The sequence below is a fragment of the Chlorogloeopsis sp. ULAP01 genome, assembly GCF_030381805.1.
In the GTDB taxonomy this organism is placed as follows: domain Bacteria; phylum Cyanobacteriota; class Cyanobacteriia; order Cyanobacteriales; family Nostocaceae; genus Chlorogloeopsis.
This window is the reverse complement of the sequence record NZ_JAUDRH010000010.1, coordinates 1-16,714: the sequence shown is the minus strand read 5'-3', so window position 1 is coordinate 16,714 and position 16,714 is coordinate 1. Positions and strand designations below refer to the sequence as shown.

Here is a 16,714-nt window from a genome sequence, read left to right as displayed (position 1 = left end):
ATATAAAAATTTAGAGAATGCTATTTGATTTTCTGTTTAATAAAGGTCACCACCTGAGCTAGTTGTTTCTTCAAGCCATCAATTTCTACCTGCATAGCTGCAATTTTTTCATTAAGTGCTTGAATTTCATTAGCAGAGGAAGTCGTTGCGATCGCCTCTGTTGCTGTAGCACCATTATTATTTGTAGGTGTGGCAACTGGAGTTGGTTCTGGGCGTGGCTGTTTAGCCTTTGTCATGGCTGCTTTAATCGCGCCAAGTAGTTGCTTTTGATCAAAAGGCTTGCCAAGAAATTCAAAACCTTCAAAGGGTTCTGGAAGCTTTTCTGTTACCTCTTCTTTACGACCAGACATAATTACTAAAGGAACTTTCTTTAGCTCTGGTTGAGACTGAATCTGCTGAAAGACTTCCCAGCCACTCATTTTTGGTAACAAGAAATCCAGCATAATTAAGCTAAATTTTTCTTGACGGATAAAATTTAGTCCTTCTACACCATCTTTTGCTTCCAATACCTCAAAATTGCCGGGAGGCAACATCTCACGTACTTTTACCCTGACTACTGTAGTGTCATCGATAACTAAGATTTTGTTAATTGTCACGACTGCTTACTCTAACAGAAACTTTAGGTTGGATGGCTGTTTTGCCGATTAATACTACTTAATGCTCCCACTATATCCAATAATTTTCTTGATTGGGGGATAGTATTTTCTAGGAGAATACTAGGAAGTACTGAGTAAATTAATTAACCTTCGTTTCTATTTATGAAATTTATGTCATGGTAATAAAAGTATGGCGGAAAGCCTGCTTCCCTAATCTTTTTAAACTTGTTTGGATATCTATGTCCTCTTTGCGAGCAAACCAACTCAAGTCTGAAATTACGGCTATGCCGACATGGTTACGTCGCCCGATTGGCAAAGCTAGCGAACTCTCAAACGTACAACGTATTATCAAGCAACGTCAAATTCACACTATTTGCGAAGAAGGGCGTTGTCCAAACCGGGGAGAGTGCTATGCTCAAAAAACCGCGACTTTTTTATTGATGGGGCCGACTTGCACTAGATCTTGCGCTTTTTGTCAAGTTGATAAAGGTCATGCACCCATGCCTTTAGATCCCGAAGAACCTCAAAAGGTAGCGGAAGCAGTGCAGCTTTTAGGATTGCGTTATGTGGTGCTGACTTCTGTAGCCCGTGATGATTTACCGGATCAGGGCGCTGGTTGGTTCGTGAAGACGATGGAGGCAATCCGCCAGATTAACCCAGAAACTCAAATTGAGGTGTTAACTCCCGATTTCTACGGTGAATACCAGCGTATAGCCACGATCGCCAAAGCAAAGCCAGCTTGTTACAACCACAATATCGAGACAGTACGACGGTTAACAGGCAAAGTCCGACGCGGAGCAAAATACGATCGCTCACTGCAAGTATTACAAATTGTTAAAGAAATTGATCCAACTATTCCTACCAAATCCGGTTTAATGCTGGGACATGGAGAAACAGTTGAAGAAGTAATAGCAACACTGGCAGATTTACGTCAGGTAGATTGCGATCGCCTGACTATTGGTCAGTATATGCGTCCTTCTTTAGAGCATTTATCAGTACAAAAATACTGGACACCAGCAGAATTTGACGAATTGGGTGCGATCGCAATCCAAATGGGATTTAGCCATGTTCGTTCCGCACCCCTTGTTCGTAGTTCTTATCATGCGGGGGAAGAGGAGTAGGGATTAAGGACTAGGGACTAGGGACTAGGAATAAAGAGATCCTAATACCCAATCCCCAATCACCAGTACCCAATCTCTAATCCCCCATCTCCCATAAGTAAGAGTACTCAAAATCACGAAAATATTTTTAACGAAACTAGCAAATAGGGGCAGCTGTTTGGTATTTCTGAAGAAGTCCTTAAGTTAGGAGATAATTCTCATGGCAACAGCAGATAAACCCGTAGCTCAATCAACAACAGCTAAACCTCCCTATCCATTTCGTACAGGCTGGGCGCTGTTCCTTTTAGCTGTAAACTTCCTTGTGGCTGCCTATTATTTCCATATTATTGAATAAGCAGGTATAAACAAGGAAAAAGGTAAAGGTCTTCTTCCTTTTGCCTTTTTGTAGTGTTGCTCAAATCGTGCCTCGGAACAAACCCTTGGGACGAATGAGTAGCACTATAATCATAATTAACAGTGCTACACCTTGTTTATACTGAGAACCTAGCCAAGGTGTACTGACTTCCTGAACAATGCCAATGATGAAAGCTGCGGCGATCGCTCCATAAGGATTGCCAATTCCACCTAAAATTACCGAGGTAAATAATGGTAATATTAAGAACCAACCCATATTTGGTCTCACAGCTGTAAGCAAGCCATACATACTACCACCAAGGGAGGTAAGACTACCAGCAATCACCCACGTCCAAAGAATTATTTGGTCAACATTAATACCAGAAACTCTGGCTAAGTCTAAATCGTCAGCAACAGCTCGCATCGCTTTACCAATTTTGGTATTTTGCAGCAGGTAGTGCAGCGCTAAAATTGCCACGACAGCTAAAGCTAAAACCAGCATTTGATTTTGCTGGATGTTTAAACCCAAAATATTTAAAGCTTGAGGTACGGGCAAATCATAATTTCTGTTACTACCACCCCACAAAAAGATAATGCCATTGCGAAGGAATAATGCTAAACCGATAGAGATGATAATCAAGGTAGTGGAAGTAGCACGGATAGAACGCATCCTCGACCACAGCAGTTTTTCTGACAATAACATTGCCGCTACTGTTCCTGCGGCTGCCAGTACCATTGATAGCCAAATATTTATTCCTAAGGAATTTGCCAGTAGTGTCAGATAAGCTCCTAAAGTGAGAAAATCGCCGTGGGCAAAGTTAGACAATCGTAAAATTCCATAAGTCAGTGTTAAGCCTACTGCACCCAGAGCAATAATGCTCCCGACTGCAATGCCATTGACGATTAGTTGAGCAAATTGTGCGTCCATAGTCTTAGGTTAGTCTTTCGCAATTCCAGCATAGTGCTTTCATACAACAATTCATGGTCTCACCCCCAGACACGACACTAGCAATTTTGGTTTATAACTATAAGAAGGCGAGTGCGCTAATATACATAGCATGACCTTCGCATTTTTGTGCAAAGCTAAACTTTTTAAGCGGTCTAGTTGACCATGCAGCAGTATTCAAGCTTACCAGAACAGAACTCCGAAGTGGATGCAACAACAAAACTGTTGACAAAAATTCAGCAACTTCAGGCTGAGTTGTGGGTGGAGCGCAGCTTGAGTAAGTTGCAAAATAGCCTTAATAATTGCCTTGTTTCTTTTTTTACTAAAAATCAACAGACAGCGACGACAGAAGCAGAAATATTTACAACTGTGGTGGACGATCTGAAAAATGCCTTGGCTCAAGGTAGAGTGGCGATCGCACTTGTAGAACCACAAAAAAGTGTTTGTAAAGTTTCTTATATTGATTATGCTTCATGGCGATGCTCATCATCTCCATCGTTTCTGGAGATCAGAGGAAAAAAGTTTGGTTTGGAATTAGAAGAAGAAATAGAATTTGAAGATTTAGAATTTCTTGAAAAACAGGAACCTCCGAGTGCTTGGCAGCTAGTCAATATTGATGAGAGCATTATTGGTTGGTTAATTGTCACCACCACATCCATTCCCTTTGATAGCAAACCACTCGAAAATTGCTTTGTTGAACTGACATCAGAATTAATGGCACGTGCTGCTAAACAATGTGTGGCAACAATAGCGCAATTAAGGCAAATACAATCTTTACAGCAGCATTGTCACCGATTAGAACGCATTAATCAGGAACTAGAGCGCACTAATCAACTTAAAAATCAGTTCTTGGCTAACACCAGTCATGAAATCCGCACACCCCTAAGTTCGATTATCGGTTTTACTCACCTGCTTTTAGCAAAAGGCTATGAACCTAATAACGAACGTCACCAAGAGTATTTACATATTATTCAGTCTAGTGGCAAGCATTTGTTAGCTTTAATTAACGATATATTAGATCTCTCTAAAATTGAAGCAAATCAACTAGAAATACAGTGTGAAGCAGTAGATTTGCCAACCTTGTGTCGTAATACTTTGACACTTGTAAAAGAAAAAGCAGCAAATAAAGGCTTAAAACTAGTACTTGAGCTAGATCCGAATGTCACTACCTTTGTAGTTGACTCTTTGCGACTTAAGCAAATGCTGTTGAATTTGCTTTTTAATGCCCTTAAATTTACAGATAAGGGAACCGTTGGTTTACAAGTCAAAGTTAACGGTTCATTTATACATTTTACAGTTTGGGACACTGGCACTGGCATTTCTCAAGAACACCAAGCCGAACTTTTTCAACCCTATTTCCAAATAGCTAGCGCTCTAGTTAGCCGTGAAGAAGGCACAGGTTTAGGATTGGCAGTCACACAAAAGCTTGCTGAACTTCATGGAGGTTGGGTTGAAGTAGAATCACAACTGGAGCATGGCTCGCGTTTTACAATCGTACTTCCTTTGAGACAACAAGAGGCACAAGAGGAGGGAGAGAATGCAATAGTAGGGGCTGTACCTTGGGAGCACCCAAGAGAAGGGGAGGCAACAGAAGTTGCCCTTCAAGCACCTACACCTCAACTATATGGAGAACTGCCTCCTGAGCATTCACACACCATGACTCTAAGTTCTTCTGCTGAAATTTTGCTAGTAGAAAACGATCCACCAAATGCCAAGTTAATGCAAAATTATCTTGAGTCATTGAAATATCAAGTTATTTGTGTTAAAAATGCTGCCCAAATGTGGGAAATATTAAATCGGATCAAGCCAGCAGTAATTTTGTTAGATGTCCATCTACCTGATAAAAATGGTCTATTAATAGTAAAGCAGCTGCGAACAGATCAGAATTTTCAGGCTATTCCAGTCATCGCTCAAACAGCAATGGCAATGAAAGGCGATCGCGAAACTTGCCTAGCCGCCGGATTCAATGACTATATTTCTAAACCTATTGATTTACCACTCTTAGCAACTTTGGTATCAAAATATGTTCAACCACCTAAGTTGGGAAGAGATGGAAAGACAAATATTCATTAACTACACCCTTGTTTATCAGCGCGATCGCATTCCTGCAACGATGGAACGCTGATAATGTCTGCATTCGGTAGTCAGCCAAGAAATTTATTTCTTGGCTTATAGCTCAAGTCAATTCAAGTGGACTGCGAGCGCTAATTTAATACCATTTCACTTTTTGAGTGATTCGTATTCAACCCCTGCCAACCTCCCCTTATTAAGGGGAGGTGCCGTAGGCGGTGGGGTAGATCCATATCAGCCTTTTCGTGAAATAGTATAAACAGGAACACTTTCAGCGAACGGGTACTCTACCTTGAAGCCGCCTGTGGTGGGGACTGCCTCACCTCCTGACTTGAAGTTCACTTCACCTCACCCCGTCCTGTCGGACACCCCTCTCCTTGGTAAGGAGAGGGGCAAAGGGTGAGGTTTTTCATGCCTGACGGTGAGGCAGCGCGCAGAACAGGGGGTTTCCCCCATGAGCGACTGCCGTAGACGCAGCGCGGCTTCAAGGCAGAGTACCCCGTAGGGGTGAAACTTGTTTCATTCGGACTACCTTGTTTTTAAAAGATTTTGGGGTTGACATTTTTTTGTCACATTTATCTAGTAAAGTTAAAGTTACGAAATATTACTACATTTGAATTAATATCAAGCAATAATTACTTCGTAATTATTGCGATCGCAGGCTTGCTACAAGTAATTGATTTGCAGAGATTTTTAGTGTTTTTAGTTGAATTGTGAGCGGTTGTCAGTTGATGGCGAAGGTTTCCCTTTTGGGCGCGATCTTTGCTCTTAAACTCTTGCCTAACAAGAAAGCGTACTGAAATAAACCATGAATACTTCTGAAGCTAAAGTCTCAAACTCTGATCTGCATTCAGACACCCCTGATGTGCAAAAGTTGAAGTCCAGAAACAGAAAGCCTTGGCTATGGCTGCTACTAGCGTTGTCCTTGACAGTTAACTCAATTTTTTTGTGGCGGATGTTTGCTTGGAGTGGAACATCCAAACCTGCTCTAGCTCAACAACAGCCAACAGCACCACCAAAGCGTCCTGTGGAAACTGTTATCCTGACAAGGGGAAATGCCACAACTAGCGTATCACTATTGGGACAGGTAGAAGCAAGTCAGCAATCAACGATTCGCGCCCAAACTGGAGGTATAGTTAAAGACATTTTAGTTAGACCAGGCGATCGCGTCAAAACAGGAATGGCGATCGCCATTTTAGATGATTCCGATCAGCAGTTAGCAATATCACGGGCGCGAGCAGAGTTAGCACAGCAACGCAGCAACCTTGCCCGTTTGGAAGTAGGAACTCGTCCCGAAATCATTGCCCAAAGACAAGCGGCAGTTACTTCTGCCCAGGCACGAGAGCAAGAAGCACGAGATAACCTCACACGCACCACAGATTTGGTAAAGCAGGGTGCATTGTCGCAAAGGGTACTAGTAGAAGTAACAAGTGCTGTAGATGAAGCACGAGGACAAAAGCTAGCAGCGCAAGCAGCCTTAGCAGAAGCAAAAGCAGGGCCGATCAAAGAAGAAATAGCAGCCCAAAAAGCAAACGTAGCAGCAGCAGAAGCAGCTTTAAATCAGGCAAAGTTAGCCCAGCAACGCACTCGGATTCTTTCTTTAGAATCTGGAGTTGTGCAAGCACGCCATATCAGTCGCGGCGATCTCGTGCAAGATTCCGATCAAATTGTGACATTGGTATCGGGGAATGCTCTCGATATTTTTCTAGAGCTACCAGAGGAACTAAGCGGTAAAGTTACCCCAGGGATGCCGATAGAATTAACTGCGCGGGCATTGCCCCAATGGAAAGAACGTACAAAAATAACAGCAGTAGTTCCAGCCGCAGATGCAGCATCTAGAAGGCAGCGAGTGCGAGTGCAGCTAGATAACCCACCCCAAAGATTGCTACCGGGGATGGCGATCGCAGGTAATCTTGTGATGCCATCCAATCAACCCAGCTTTGTTGTCTCTCGTGATGCCCTGACAAGGCGACAAAATCAATGGCTTGTCTTTACTGTTGCTAATGGTAAAGCTAGACAGTTAGAAGTGGAAATGGTTGCCGATATGGGTAGAAATGTAGCAATTTCTCACCCACAGTTACGGGCGGGAGAACGGATAGTTTTGCGCGGTGGTGACGGTTTGTCTGATGGGGCGGCAGTGAAGGTTTTGGAGAGTCAGCCTCGTTCGGGCATATAAACATTTCAATGATTCAAACGCAGAGGAGCGCTGAGGATAACGCAGAGGAACGCAGAGTTTTGTTTGTTTCCCTCTTCTCTGTCACCTGTTCCCCGTTCCCTATTTCCTTGCCTAAATAGATAATTTATTTTACACGACAAATTATTATGAATTTCATCCAAACTGCTGTTCGCTGGCGGCACGGCACATTTGTTTTATTTTGCTTGCTAGCTCTATTGGGTATTTTCTCGCTGTTAAGGATGCCCTTGGAATTGCAACCAGGAGGCGATCGCCCGGAAATTACTATCACTACTCCCTACCCTGGTGCAAGTCCAACAGAAGTGGAAGACTTAATTACCCGTCCAATTGAAGAACGAATGGAAGAAGTGTTGGGTGTGCAGGAAATTACCAGTACTTCACGTAACGGACGCAGCAATATTACTTTGGAATTTGCCGACGGTGTAAATTTAGAAAGCCGTTTATTGGATGTAATCAATCGTTTGCAGCAAGTGCCGAGTTTGCCAGAGGAAGCTCAAGAGTCTGATGTAGAACTGGTAGGCGGTAATAGTGCGCCGATGATGTGGATTCCCTTTGCCACCAAAGACAACTTCCAAGCCGATCCGAATCGTTATCGAGATTTGGCAGAAGAGGTTGTAGTACCGCGTTTGCGGCGGGTGGCAGGTGTGGGACAGTTTCTGGTTGTGGGTGGACAACAACGAGAAGTTGAAGTCAGAATTGATCCGAAAGCTCTTTCTGATCGTAATCTCACCATTGGAGATGTGGTACGAGTCTTACGGGAAAATAACCGTGACATTAGGGGTGGGCCTTTAATTTTGGGGCGGCGCGAATATCGAGTACGGACGGTAAGCCGATCGCAAGACATCAAGCAAATTGAAGGATTTATCCTCAGGAAGGATGAGGGTGGGACTGTGTATCTGCGAGATGTGGCAGAAGTGACAATGGGGCGCAAACCGCAAGACAGCGCCCTCATGTTTAATGGTACACCTGCGGTTGCTGTGGGCGTGATTCGTCAAATTGGAGCGAATGTGCCGGAAGTAGCAAAGGGGATCCGAGCCGCAATTACCGAACTGCAAGCTGATTTTGATCAGCGTAATGAGGGCATTCGCTTTGCTTACAACTATGACGAAAGCGAATATATTAACCAGTCGGTATCCTTCGTGCAAGGAAACTTAGTGACTGGAGCGCTGTTGGCAACAATTGTTTTAATTTTGTTTCTCGGTTCGATGCAGACGGTGGCAGTTGTGGCGCTGACGATTCCCACAACGCTAGTTATGGTGTTTATAGTGATGGCGGCGTTAGGCAGAACACTAAACATCATTAGTTTGGCGGGGTTGGCGTTTGCTGTGGGGATGGTGGTAGATAACGCCATTGTGGTAATTGAAAATATTTTTACCCATATGCAGCAGGGAAAAAGTGCCTTAAATGCCGCAATTGAGGGTACTCAGGAAGTCTGGGGGGCAATGTTGGGTTCGACGCTGACAAACGTAGTGGTGTTTGTACCCTTGATTATGGTGACGGGAGAAGCAGGACAGTTGTATGCAGATATGGCGATCGCTCTTTCTGCATCTTCGCTGTTCTCACTATTTGCGGCATTGACTTTAGTACCGATGCTATCTGGACTTTTCCTGAAGCAATCGGAAGCGATGCAAATGCTACAAGGAGGAAATTATCGAGGTGGTAACTGGTTAGAACGTGCTGTTGCGAGATCTTCTGCTACATTTCGGTATTTTCAAGGTAAATTGGAAAATCTGCTTGCTGCTACTGTGAGTTGGTCGCTAGGGCGCAAGCGAGTAGGGCGCAGGCTCTTGATTCTTTCGATACCTATTGCTTTACTTTTTATCAGTATATTCCTTCTGCCTCCTGCTGACTATTTACCAGAAGGCAACCGCAATCTTGTGCAGTGGCGGGCAGAACCCTTACCTGGTACTAGCATTCCCGAAGCCATACGCCAGTCAGAACCACTACAGGCATTTTTGCGATCGCAGCCTGAAGTTGATCGCATTATGTATATTGACCGTCCGGGGGCGCTTCGTGGCGTTGCTACAATTCTTAAACCAGAATTTGCTACCACCAAAGGACTTGCTGATATGGTGGACAAGATGCGAGCTAAGAGCAATGATTTTGCTGGCTATCGATTCATCATACCAACCCGCGTCTCTATCTTCCGCGATCCGGGTAAGGAGTTTGAGGTTGATATCATTGGAGCAAATTTGGATGAGTTGAGCAAGTTAGAGAAGGAAATTTCTGACAAGATCCGGGCTTTACCTGGTGTGCGTAGTGTCCGTTCTAACTTTGTTATGGGAACAGGAGAACTGCAAGTAATTCCTATTCGAGAACGTCTTGCGGAAGTTGGACTTTCAGAAGCAGAAATAGGCGAAATGGTAGAAGCGGCACTAGGTGGACGTATTGCCTCCGATTACATTGATGGTAAAGAGCCACTGGATGTTTCTGTAGAATTAAAAAATACCTTTGTGGAAACGCCCGAACAATTGCGTCAACTACCGTTGTATAGCCAGGGAAGGCAAGTACAGCTACAAGACGTAGCAGAAGTACGTGAAACTACTGGAGCAGATGTTATTAATCATATAAATTTAGAGCGGTCAATCTCTCTTACCGCTTCCCTGGCACCGGATGCACCTTTGGCAACCCTGGTAGAACGTACCGAAAATGAAATTCTGGCTCCCCTGCGTGCTAGCTTGTCTGGGGGCGATCGCTTAGAATTGTCTGGTTCAGCCGATCAATTGGCAACTACAGTTTCGCAATTAGCTACAGCTTTTATACTCTCGGTGTTAGTTACTTATCTGCTGTTGGTTGCACTTTATAAATCATTTCTCTACCCAGTGGTGATTATGGCAACATTACCAATGGGGATGAGCGGCGCTCTTTTGAGTTTGGTGCTTGCCAATCGCATTCTGGGCATGAACGTGCCTCTGGATATGATTACAGCACTAGGATTTGTAATTCTTACTGGTGTTGTTGTCAATAACGCAATTCTACTTGTTGACCGTGCCTTACAACTCCAAGAAGCAGGAGAAGAATTTGATAGTTCATTGTACAACGCCACCAATGACCGCCTGCGTGCGATTTTCATGTCAGCCGGCACCAGCGTTTTGGGGATGTTGCCCTTGGCAATCTTACCAGGTCAAGGTTCTGAACTATATCAAGGTTTAGGTATTGTACTTACGGGTGGTTTGGCATTTTCCACCATCCTGACACCAACGGTAGTGCCTGCACTAATGGGATTATTACGCGATCTATCTGGTGGCAACGCATCAAAGCGCACTCAAATAGTGGCGGCAAGTGTTAATAGCAATGGCAAGGTGAGGATTTGAGGCGAAGAAGGCAGAGGGTTGAGACATACTGCTCCTGTTGATTTATCCCTTAAGCAGAATGCCAGGATACCATTACGCCACATTCAAAAGATATTGGATCGGACTTTAACAGCTAGGGAGCGATATCTGGAGGTAACTCAGAAGCAGAACATTATGTTCCCGGACGAGAGCGAAGATGATCGGGTATATGATGGCGATCGCCTAATATTTCTAACTTTGGGCCGTTAACGTCAAATTTCACCATACTTACCGACGCGACCAAAATATTCACCCGATAGCGATAGCGTCCTAAATCAATTCCCAGTAAACTGCAAAGCATAATCCGAATCGTGGCTTTATGGGAAACTACTAAAACATTACCTTGGGGATGTTTTTCTTGAATTTCAGCAATTACAGGCATAGAACGGTTAGCAATATCTACCGCAGTTTCTCCACCTAGTGGTGCATTCCAAGCGGGTTCTGTCAACCATTTGATATAGTTTTGGGCGTAATTCTCTTGGGCAAACGATTTACTCTTAGTTTCCCAACAGCCGTAACTACCTTCTCTAAGTCCATCACGCAACTGCATATCCATACCGATAGCATCACAAAATGGCTTGGCAGTTGCAATTGTGCGCTTCATCGGGCTAACATAAACTGCTTGCCACTTCAATTTTTGATAAACACCAGCAAAACTCTCTGCCATCTGCATCCCTTCTGTTGTCAATTCCGCATCAGTTTCACCGCAGAAATTACCACTTTGACTAAAAGTAGTTTCTCCATGTCGCAGTAAATATAAATTGAGTGTCATAGCTTGTATTGCGATTGGGCTCAAGGAGGAGAGTGCAAATATAAAGTACCATCAATCTCGCAATCTTTTATGTAACACTAGGACAAAGTAATCCAGCAAAAAAGTCAATCAACCACAAATTTTTGAAGAGGGTATCTAGCTTGAAAATAAGGCAGAGCGCAGATGGCAGAAGGGAAGACAAGGGGCAACGGGGACAAGGAGACAAGGAGAATAATTAATAACCAATGACAAATGATCAATGATCAATGACTAACCACTAAAATTTAATTTGTTAGGGTGCAAGATTTGGCTGGATGGGAAAATATGTTGACAGAAAAACTTAAGCAACTTAAAGCCATATTTGCAGAAATGGAGCAGGCTCTTATTGCTTATTCTGGTGGTGTGGATAGCACTTTGGTTGCCAAAATTGCTTATGATGTGTTGGGCGATCGCGCTTTGGCTGTGACAGCTGTTTCACCAAGTCTGTTACCGGAAGAACTGGAAGATGCTTCCTTGCAAGCAGCAACAATTGGGATTCCTCATCAAATTATTGAGACGCACGAAATGGAAAATCCCAATTACACCTCTAACCCTGTCAACCGTTGTTATTTCTGTAAGAGTGAATTGCACGATACTCTCAAACCCTTAGCGCAGAAGTTAGGCTACCCCTATGTGGTAGATGGCGTCAATGCTGATGATTTGCACGACTATCGTCCCGGAATTCAGGCAGCAAAAGAAAGAGGTGCGCGATCGCCTTTAGCAGAAGTTGGCATTACCAAAATGGAAGTTCGCGAGCTTTCTGTGCAACTGGGTTTATCTTGGTGGAATAAACCCGCACAACCTTGTCTGAGTTCCCGTTTTCCCTATGGAGAAGAAATTACTGTTGCCAAATTACAGCGTGTGGGCAGAGCAGAAATTTACTTGCGTAAATTGGGTTGGCAGAATTTGCGCGTACGATCGGAAGGTGATACAGCCCGGATTGAACTGCCGCCAGAACAAATTAAAGATTTTGTGTTGACTACAAATTTACAAACAATAGTGTCTACATTTCAAGAGTTTGGTTTTATGTATATCACTCTAGATTTAGAAGGTTATAGCAGTGGTAAATTAAATCGGGTTCTAGATCAAAAAGTTTCTTAAATTGGAGCAGATATACTCAAAACAAGGACTATTATTTGGTTTTGGCAAAGTCATTCACTGTCAATCGCAAGAATATCGTAAAGAAAGTAAAAAACATAGCAAGAATCTCTGAGAAATGTCTTTGATAAGTATTTAATCTTAAGTCTAGACAATAAAATTTTTACTTCTAGTCTCAATATTAAGAAAGAACTAGAAATAACTGCTGCTACTTAAAGGAGATTCGATTCAATTTAGGATTTAAGGTTGTTATAATATCTTTTACTGCAATTCTTCCTAAAATTGGCTAAGTTGGTTTTGAGCGATTCAACGACCTCTAGATGAAATTGTGGCTGTAGACACCTTGGATTCCTTTAGAAACAAACTTTAAACCCTAAAATCTTTGTTTTAAAAAGCTTTTTTCTGCTTCTCTATGACTTTGCGCTTTATCCATCCTCAGTCTAGAAGATTGGGTGACATAAACAAAATCTGTCTTTGCCTCCACCAGTGCATCTTTGTAGGGAAATAGTATAAGTATCGACCAAGTACATTTTGTATATAACCCTCTATTGACATTTTGACCGAAACTTGTGCGTTGATTTTCGCAGTTTCTGGGCTGTTGTCAATAAATTTGCTTGGCATTTGTATCCAGGATTGAGCATCTTGTACTTAGTTGCAAGCATAGCCTTGGTATTTTTTCACAAATGATTTAAGACTGCTACTCAAGTTCTTTTATCATTTCCGTTAGAGAATAATCTGTACCATTGTTTTGACGTATTGTCTTAACAAGAGCATTTGCATGACACTGTTTTAATTCTGTAGACACCCTACAGTATCTCTCACCCCAGAGTAACAGAATATAAATCAAACAACCTTTGCTAATTTGACACTAACTAGAACGACTTGAAAAAATCAAGCTATGTAAAGTAATGTAAAAAATGCTTGAATCAAGTTCTTAGCAAGGACTTCAGTCCTGATTAGAGGACTAAAGTCCCCACTACAAACCTTTAATTATTTACGCCGTTCTACTTACTCGTACATTCAAAGTCAAAAAGTCAAAGGTGTAATACAAAAACTATAGCAATCTCTTTTCGCTTTATTGACACTGCTATCTAAAATTTCAACCTGGAACAGTTACTAATTCCTGACCTTTTTGAGTTTGGTCACTAACTATTACAGCATATCCAGTTCAAATAGTGCTCTTGACCGCTATTTAAAAAATAATATGTGTTCAATCTTAATCAAAGCTTTGGATTTATGTATGTTCAGCAAAATTCACTCAACAAAAATCGCCCACACCAACCAGATCAGGATTTAATTCTTGTTGAGTCAGCAACCTTAGCTATACAGGGCAAACCTTTGAACATTTTACAAAGGCAAATGTTGAAGAATGCTTGGGAAGATTATAAATATGAAGACATTGCTGAGGTTATTTATAGTTCTCCAGCATTAAAATTTGCCGAATCGATAATTTCAGCAAAGCAAGGCAAGACTTTGAATAGTTTGCAAAGAGATATCTTAAAGGGTGCTTGGGATGACAGGAAGTATGAAGATATAGCTGAAACTACTCACTGTTCTGAAGGACATATTAAGGACGTCGCAGCAAGTTTATGGCAGCAACTTTCTGAGGAATTAGGGGAAAGAGTTGGGAAAAAAAACTTTAAGGCAGTACTAGAACGATGTATGCAGAACGCTGAAGATTTACCTCCCCACTGGAGAGAAAAACAGAAAATAGAACCAATAAAGCAGCATTTTGATTGGGGTGATGCTCCGGATGTCTCAACTTTTTATGGACGTCATCAAGAATTAACCACTCTAGAGCAATGGATTGTTCAAGATCATTGTCGCCTAGTAGTACTTCAGGGCATGGGTGGGATAGGTAAAACGGCTTTAGCAGCAAAGCTGTCTGAGTTGGTTCAAGACAAATTTGAGGGGCTTGTTTGGCGTAGTCTCCATAATGCTCCTTTCCTAGCAGAGACTTTGGTTACTCTTTTCCAATCTCTTAGCAGCCAACCTAGTGATTATTTACCAAGTTCTTGCGATCGCGGAATTTTACTTTTACTAGAATGGTTACGTGCCTCCCGGTGGCTGTTAGTTTTAGATGGTGCCGAGTCAATTTTGCAAAGTGGTGAACGTAGTGGTTGTTATCGAGAGGGATATGAAGACTATAGTCAATTCTTTCTATGTATGGGAAAGAGCAACCATCAAAGCTGCTTACTGCTAACAACCCGCGAGAAACCCGAAGGATTAGCGGCTGAAGAGGGAGAAACTCTGCCTGTACGCTGCTTAAAATTGAAGGGGATGCAATTTGAAGCCGCGCGGGAAATTTTGAGAGCCAAGGCAAGCTTTTGTGGAACTGATGAAGAATGGAGAGCCTTGATTGATTACTATGGAGGCAATCCTCTCGCTCTCAAGATTGTGGCTGCGGGAATTCAAGAGTTGTTTGATGGTAATCTCTCAGAATTTTTAAAATATTTGAAGCAAGGAGTTTTAATTTTTGACGAGCTTTGGAACTTATTAGATCAACAATTTAATCGCTTACCAACTTTAGAGCGAGAAATTATGTGTTGGCTATCAAGGAAAGGTAAACCCGTGAGTATTCCACAGTTGCAAGAGAAAATTTTCCTCTCTGGCTCAGGAGTTAACTTGCCAGAAGCTTTGAGAACTTTAAGGCAGCGATCGCTAATTGAGAATACTTCAGACGGCTTTACACTCCAGCCAATGGTTATGGAGTACATGACAAAACGAATTTTATCGCGTCAATAGCAAATAGGGAACACAGAACAGGCAAGATACCTGCTCCACAAGAAAATCATAATGCACGATTTTAGCCCAGTCAGTCTACTACTTATTGCTATTGTTATTGATTTAGGTCAACAACACGGGCTGATTCTAAGAGGATGTCTTGGACTTCCGAGTATACGGTATCACCATAGAGTATGCCTGAATCAGTTGGATTAATTGCATCCACATCAGCAAGTTGTGTCATATCCAGTTGAAACTCCACGGAACCTAAGTTTTCTTCAAGTTGCCGAATGCTACGAGCGCCCAGGATAGTGCTAGTAATGTCTGACTGTTGCAGTAACCAGTTCAAAGCAACTTGAGCCGGGGAACGGTCGATTTGACGAGCAATTTCCATCAATTCAAGCGAAATTGCCAAGTTATGCAGATTTAATCGTCCAATTTCTTGATTCAATGACGCGCGAGCAGTTGTGCAATCAATCTGCGCCAGGATTTCAGAAATAGAGATTTGTCTGGCGAGGGCGAGTTGGTTGTATTTTCCCGTTAGGATACCCCCAGCTAAGGGAGAGGTTGCCACAACACCCATGTGTAAATCATTCGCCATGGGAATGATGTCTCGTTCTGCCATGCGGTTAATTAAGTTGTATTCTACTTGCACGCCAATCAAAGGACTCCAACTACGCAGTTGGGCGATCGCATTTGCTTGAGCAATCTTCCAGGCAGGAGTATTCGACACGCCTACGTAAAGAATTTTACCCGTTCGCACCACCTGATCTAGTACCCGCATCACATCTTCAACTGGAGTTCCAAATACCCAATGGTGAATCCAGTAGATGTCGATATAATCAGTTCGCAGGCGTCTGAGGCTTGTTTCTAGTGAATGAACCATGTTTTTGAGGCGATCGCCACTAGAATTGAAATCTCCGCGCTGGGTGAAAATGCTGTAGTGGGTACCAACGATCAACCGATCTCGAAGATTGCCGATAAATTCTCCTAAAAAGGTTTCGCTGGTGCCGTTAGTGTAATGGTTGGCAGTATCGATAAAGTTTCCCCCTCGTTCGATGTAGAGGTTAAACATTCTATGGCTTTCGGCTCTGTCGGCTCCCCAACCCCAATCAGTACCAAAGCTCATGGTACCCAGACAGAATGGCGAAACATATAAATTAGTGTTGCCCAACTGTCGATAGTCGTTGATTTGATTGAGCCTTTCAAAAGACATTAGTGTCCTTAATGGATAGCCATTCATGCTGTATGAGTGGTGTAATCGGAGTTAGTTGGCGTTTAGCCTGTCTTGAAAATGGGTGTGGGGGAGCCATTGCGGTGGTGAAGCAGCGCGCAGAACAGGGGGTCTCCCCCATGAGCGACTGGCGTAGACGCCGAAGGCGGATAAGCGAAAGTAAGGGTTCCCCGGCATAAAGGAGCCAGTGCGCCCTTGCGGAGCCAGTGCGGTGAAGCAGCCCCCGTCTTGGCGGTTCCCGGCGTAGACGCAAAGCGGTGAGGGGGTCGCAGTCTT

11 protein-coding genes are annotated in these 16,714 nt (G+C 43.0%); 7 read left to right on the top strand and 4 right to left on the bottom strand.

The window, feature by feature from the left end; genetic code table 11:
* Positions 1-20: 20 nt before the first annotated feature.
* Positions 21-596, bottom strand: coding sequence for a response regulator (locus QUB80_RS19875; RefSeq protein WP_289791251.1), 576 nt, complete (start codon positions 594-596; stop codon positions 21-23).
* A gap of 239 nt (positions 597-835) precedes the next feature.
* Between QUB80_RS19875 and lipA the strand changes: the two genes are divergently transcribed.
* A complete protein-coding gene (gene lipA, locus QUB80_RS19870) occupies positions 836-1,717 on the top strand; it encodes a lipoyl synthase (RefSeq protein ID WP_289791250.1) in 882 nt (293 codons plus the stop codon).
* A gap of 199 nt (positions 1,718-1,916) precedes the next feature.
* The gene (locus QUB80_RS19865) at positions 1,917-2,051 is read left to right on the top strand and encodes a photosystem I protein PsaX (RefSeq protein ID WP_289791249.1); all 135 of its coding nucleotides are present in this window, start codon (positions 1,917-1,919) and stop codon (positions 2,049-2,051) included.
* A gap of 60 nt (positions 2,052-2,111) precedes the next feature.
* Here the strand turns inward: QUB80_RS19865 and QUB80_RS19860 are convergent, their stop codons facing one another.
* On the bottom strand, positions 2,112-2,978 hold the full coding sequence (locus QUB80_RS19860; RefSeq protein ID WP_289791248.1) for a branched-chain amino acid ABC transporter permease: 867 nt from the start codon (positions 2,976-2,978) through the stop codon (positions 2,112-2,114).
* A 183-nt stretch (positions 2,979-3,161) separates the two neighbouring features.
* On the opposite strand from QUB80_RS19860, the gene hrmK reads away from it, so the two are divergent.
* The 3 genes from hrmK to QUB80_RS19845 all read left to right on the top strand — a co-directional run bounded on the left by hrmK (position 3,162) and on the right by QUB80_RS19845 (position 10,574).
* Positions 3,162-5,069, top strand: coding sequence for a hybrid histidine kinase/response regulator HrmK (gene hrmK, locus QUB80_RS19855; protein ID WP_289791247.1), 1,908 nt, complete (start codon positions 3,162-3,164; stop codon positions 5,067-5,069).
* A gap of 805 nt (positions 5,070-5,874) precedes the next feature.
* Positions 5,875-7,242: an efflux RND transporter periplasmic adaptor subunit gene (locus tag QUB80_RS19850; RefSeq protein ID WP_289791246.1), complete on the top strand. Its 1,368-nt coding sequence runs from the start codon at positions 5,875-5,877 to the stop codon at positions 7,240-7,242.
* A 146-nt stretch (positions 7,243-7,388) separates the two neighbouring features.
* On the top strand, positions 7,389-10,574 hold the full coding sequence (locus QUB80_RS19845; RefSeq protein ID WP_289791245.1) for an efflux RND transporter permease subunit: 3,186 nt from the start codon (positions 7,389-7,391) through the stop codon (positions 10,572-10,574).
* A gap of 151 nt (positions 10,575-10,725) precedes the next feature.
* On the opposite strand, the gene QUB80_RS19840 is transcribed toward QUB80_RS19845, so the two are convergent.
* A complete protein-coding gene (locus tag QUB80_RS19840; protein WP_289791244.1) occupies positions 10,726-11,364 on the bottom strand; it encodes a histidine phosphatase family protein in 639 nt (212 codons plus the stop codon).
* A 303-nt stretch (positions 11,365-11,667) separates the two neighbouring features.
* Between QUB80_RS19840 and larE the strand changes: the two genes are divergently transcribed.
* Together larE and QUB80_RS19830 are read left to right on the top strand one after the other, a co-directional pair.
* A complete protein-coding gene (gene larE, locus QUB80_RS19835) occupies positions 11,668-12,483 on the top strand; it encodes an ATP-dependent sacrificial sulfur transferase LarE (RefSeq protein WP_289791471.1) in 816 nt (271 codons plus the stop codon).
* Between the two features lie 1,233 nt (positions 12,484-13,716).
* Complete coding sequence (locus tag QUB80_RS19830; protein WP_289791243.1) at positions 13,717-15,225, top strand: helix-turn-helix domain-containing protein; 1,509 nt, start codon at positions 13,717-13,719, stop codon at positions 15,223-15,225.
* A 94-nt stretch (positions 15,226-15,319) separates the two neighbouring features.
* Here the strand turns inward: QUB80_RS19830 and QUB80_RS19825 are convergent, their stop codons facing one another.
* Positions 15,320-16,420, bottom strand: coding sequence for an aldo/keto reductase (locus QUB80_RS19825; RefSeq protein WP_289791242.1), 1,101 nt, complete (start codon positions 16,418-16,420; stop codon positions 15,320-15,322).
* Positions 16,421-16,714: the final 294 nt, after the last annotated feature.

What these genes read in the sequence shown, in the direction of transcription:
- lipA (WP_289791250.1), top strand. Translation starts at nt 836, where the DNA reads ATGTCCTCTTTGCGAGCAAACCAACTCAAGTCTGAAATTACGGCTATG.
- QUB80_RS19865 (WP_289791249.1), top strand. Translation starts at nt 1,917, where the DNA reads ATGGCAACAGCAGATAAACCCGTAGCTCAATCAACAACAGCTAAACCT.
- QUB80_RS19860 (WP_289791248.1), bottom strand. Translation starts at nt 2,978, where the DNA reads ATGGACGCACAATTTGCTCAACTAATCGTCAATGGCATTGCAGTCGGG.
- hrmK (WP_289791247.1), top strand. Translation starts at nt 3,162, where the DNA reads ATGCAGCAGTATTCAAGCTTACCAGAACAGAACTCCGAAGTGGATGCA.
- QUB80_RS19850 (WP_289791246.1), top strand. Translation starts at nt 5,875, where the DNA reads ATGAATACTTCTGAAGCTAAAGTCTCAAACTCTGATCTGCATTCAGAC.
- QUB80_RS19845 (WP_289791245.1), top strand. Translation starts at nt 7,389, where the DNA reads ATGAATTTCATCCAAACTGCTGTTCGCTGGCGGCACGGCACATTTGTT.
- QUB80_RS19840 (WP_289791244.1), bottom strand. Translation starts at nt 11,364, where the DNA reads ATGACACTCAATTTATATTTACTGCGACATGGAGAAACTACTTTTAGT.
- larE (WP_289791471.1), top strand. Translation starts at nt 11,668, where the DNA reads ATGTTGACAGAAAAACTTAAGCAACTTAAAGCCATATTTGCAGAAATG.
- QUB80_RS19830 (WP_289791243.1), top strand. Translation starts at nt 13,717, where the DNA reads ATGTATGTTCAGCAAAATTCACTCAACAAAAATCGCCCACACCAACCA.
- QUB80_RS19825 (WP_289791242.1), bottom strand. Translation starts at nt 16,420, where the DNA reads ATGTCTTTTGAAAGGCTCAATCAAATCAACGACTATCGACAGTTGGGC.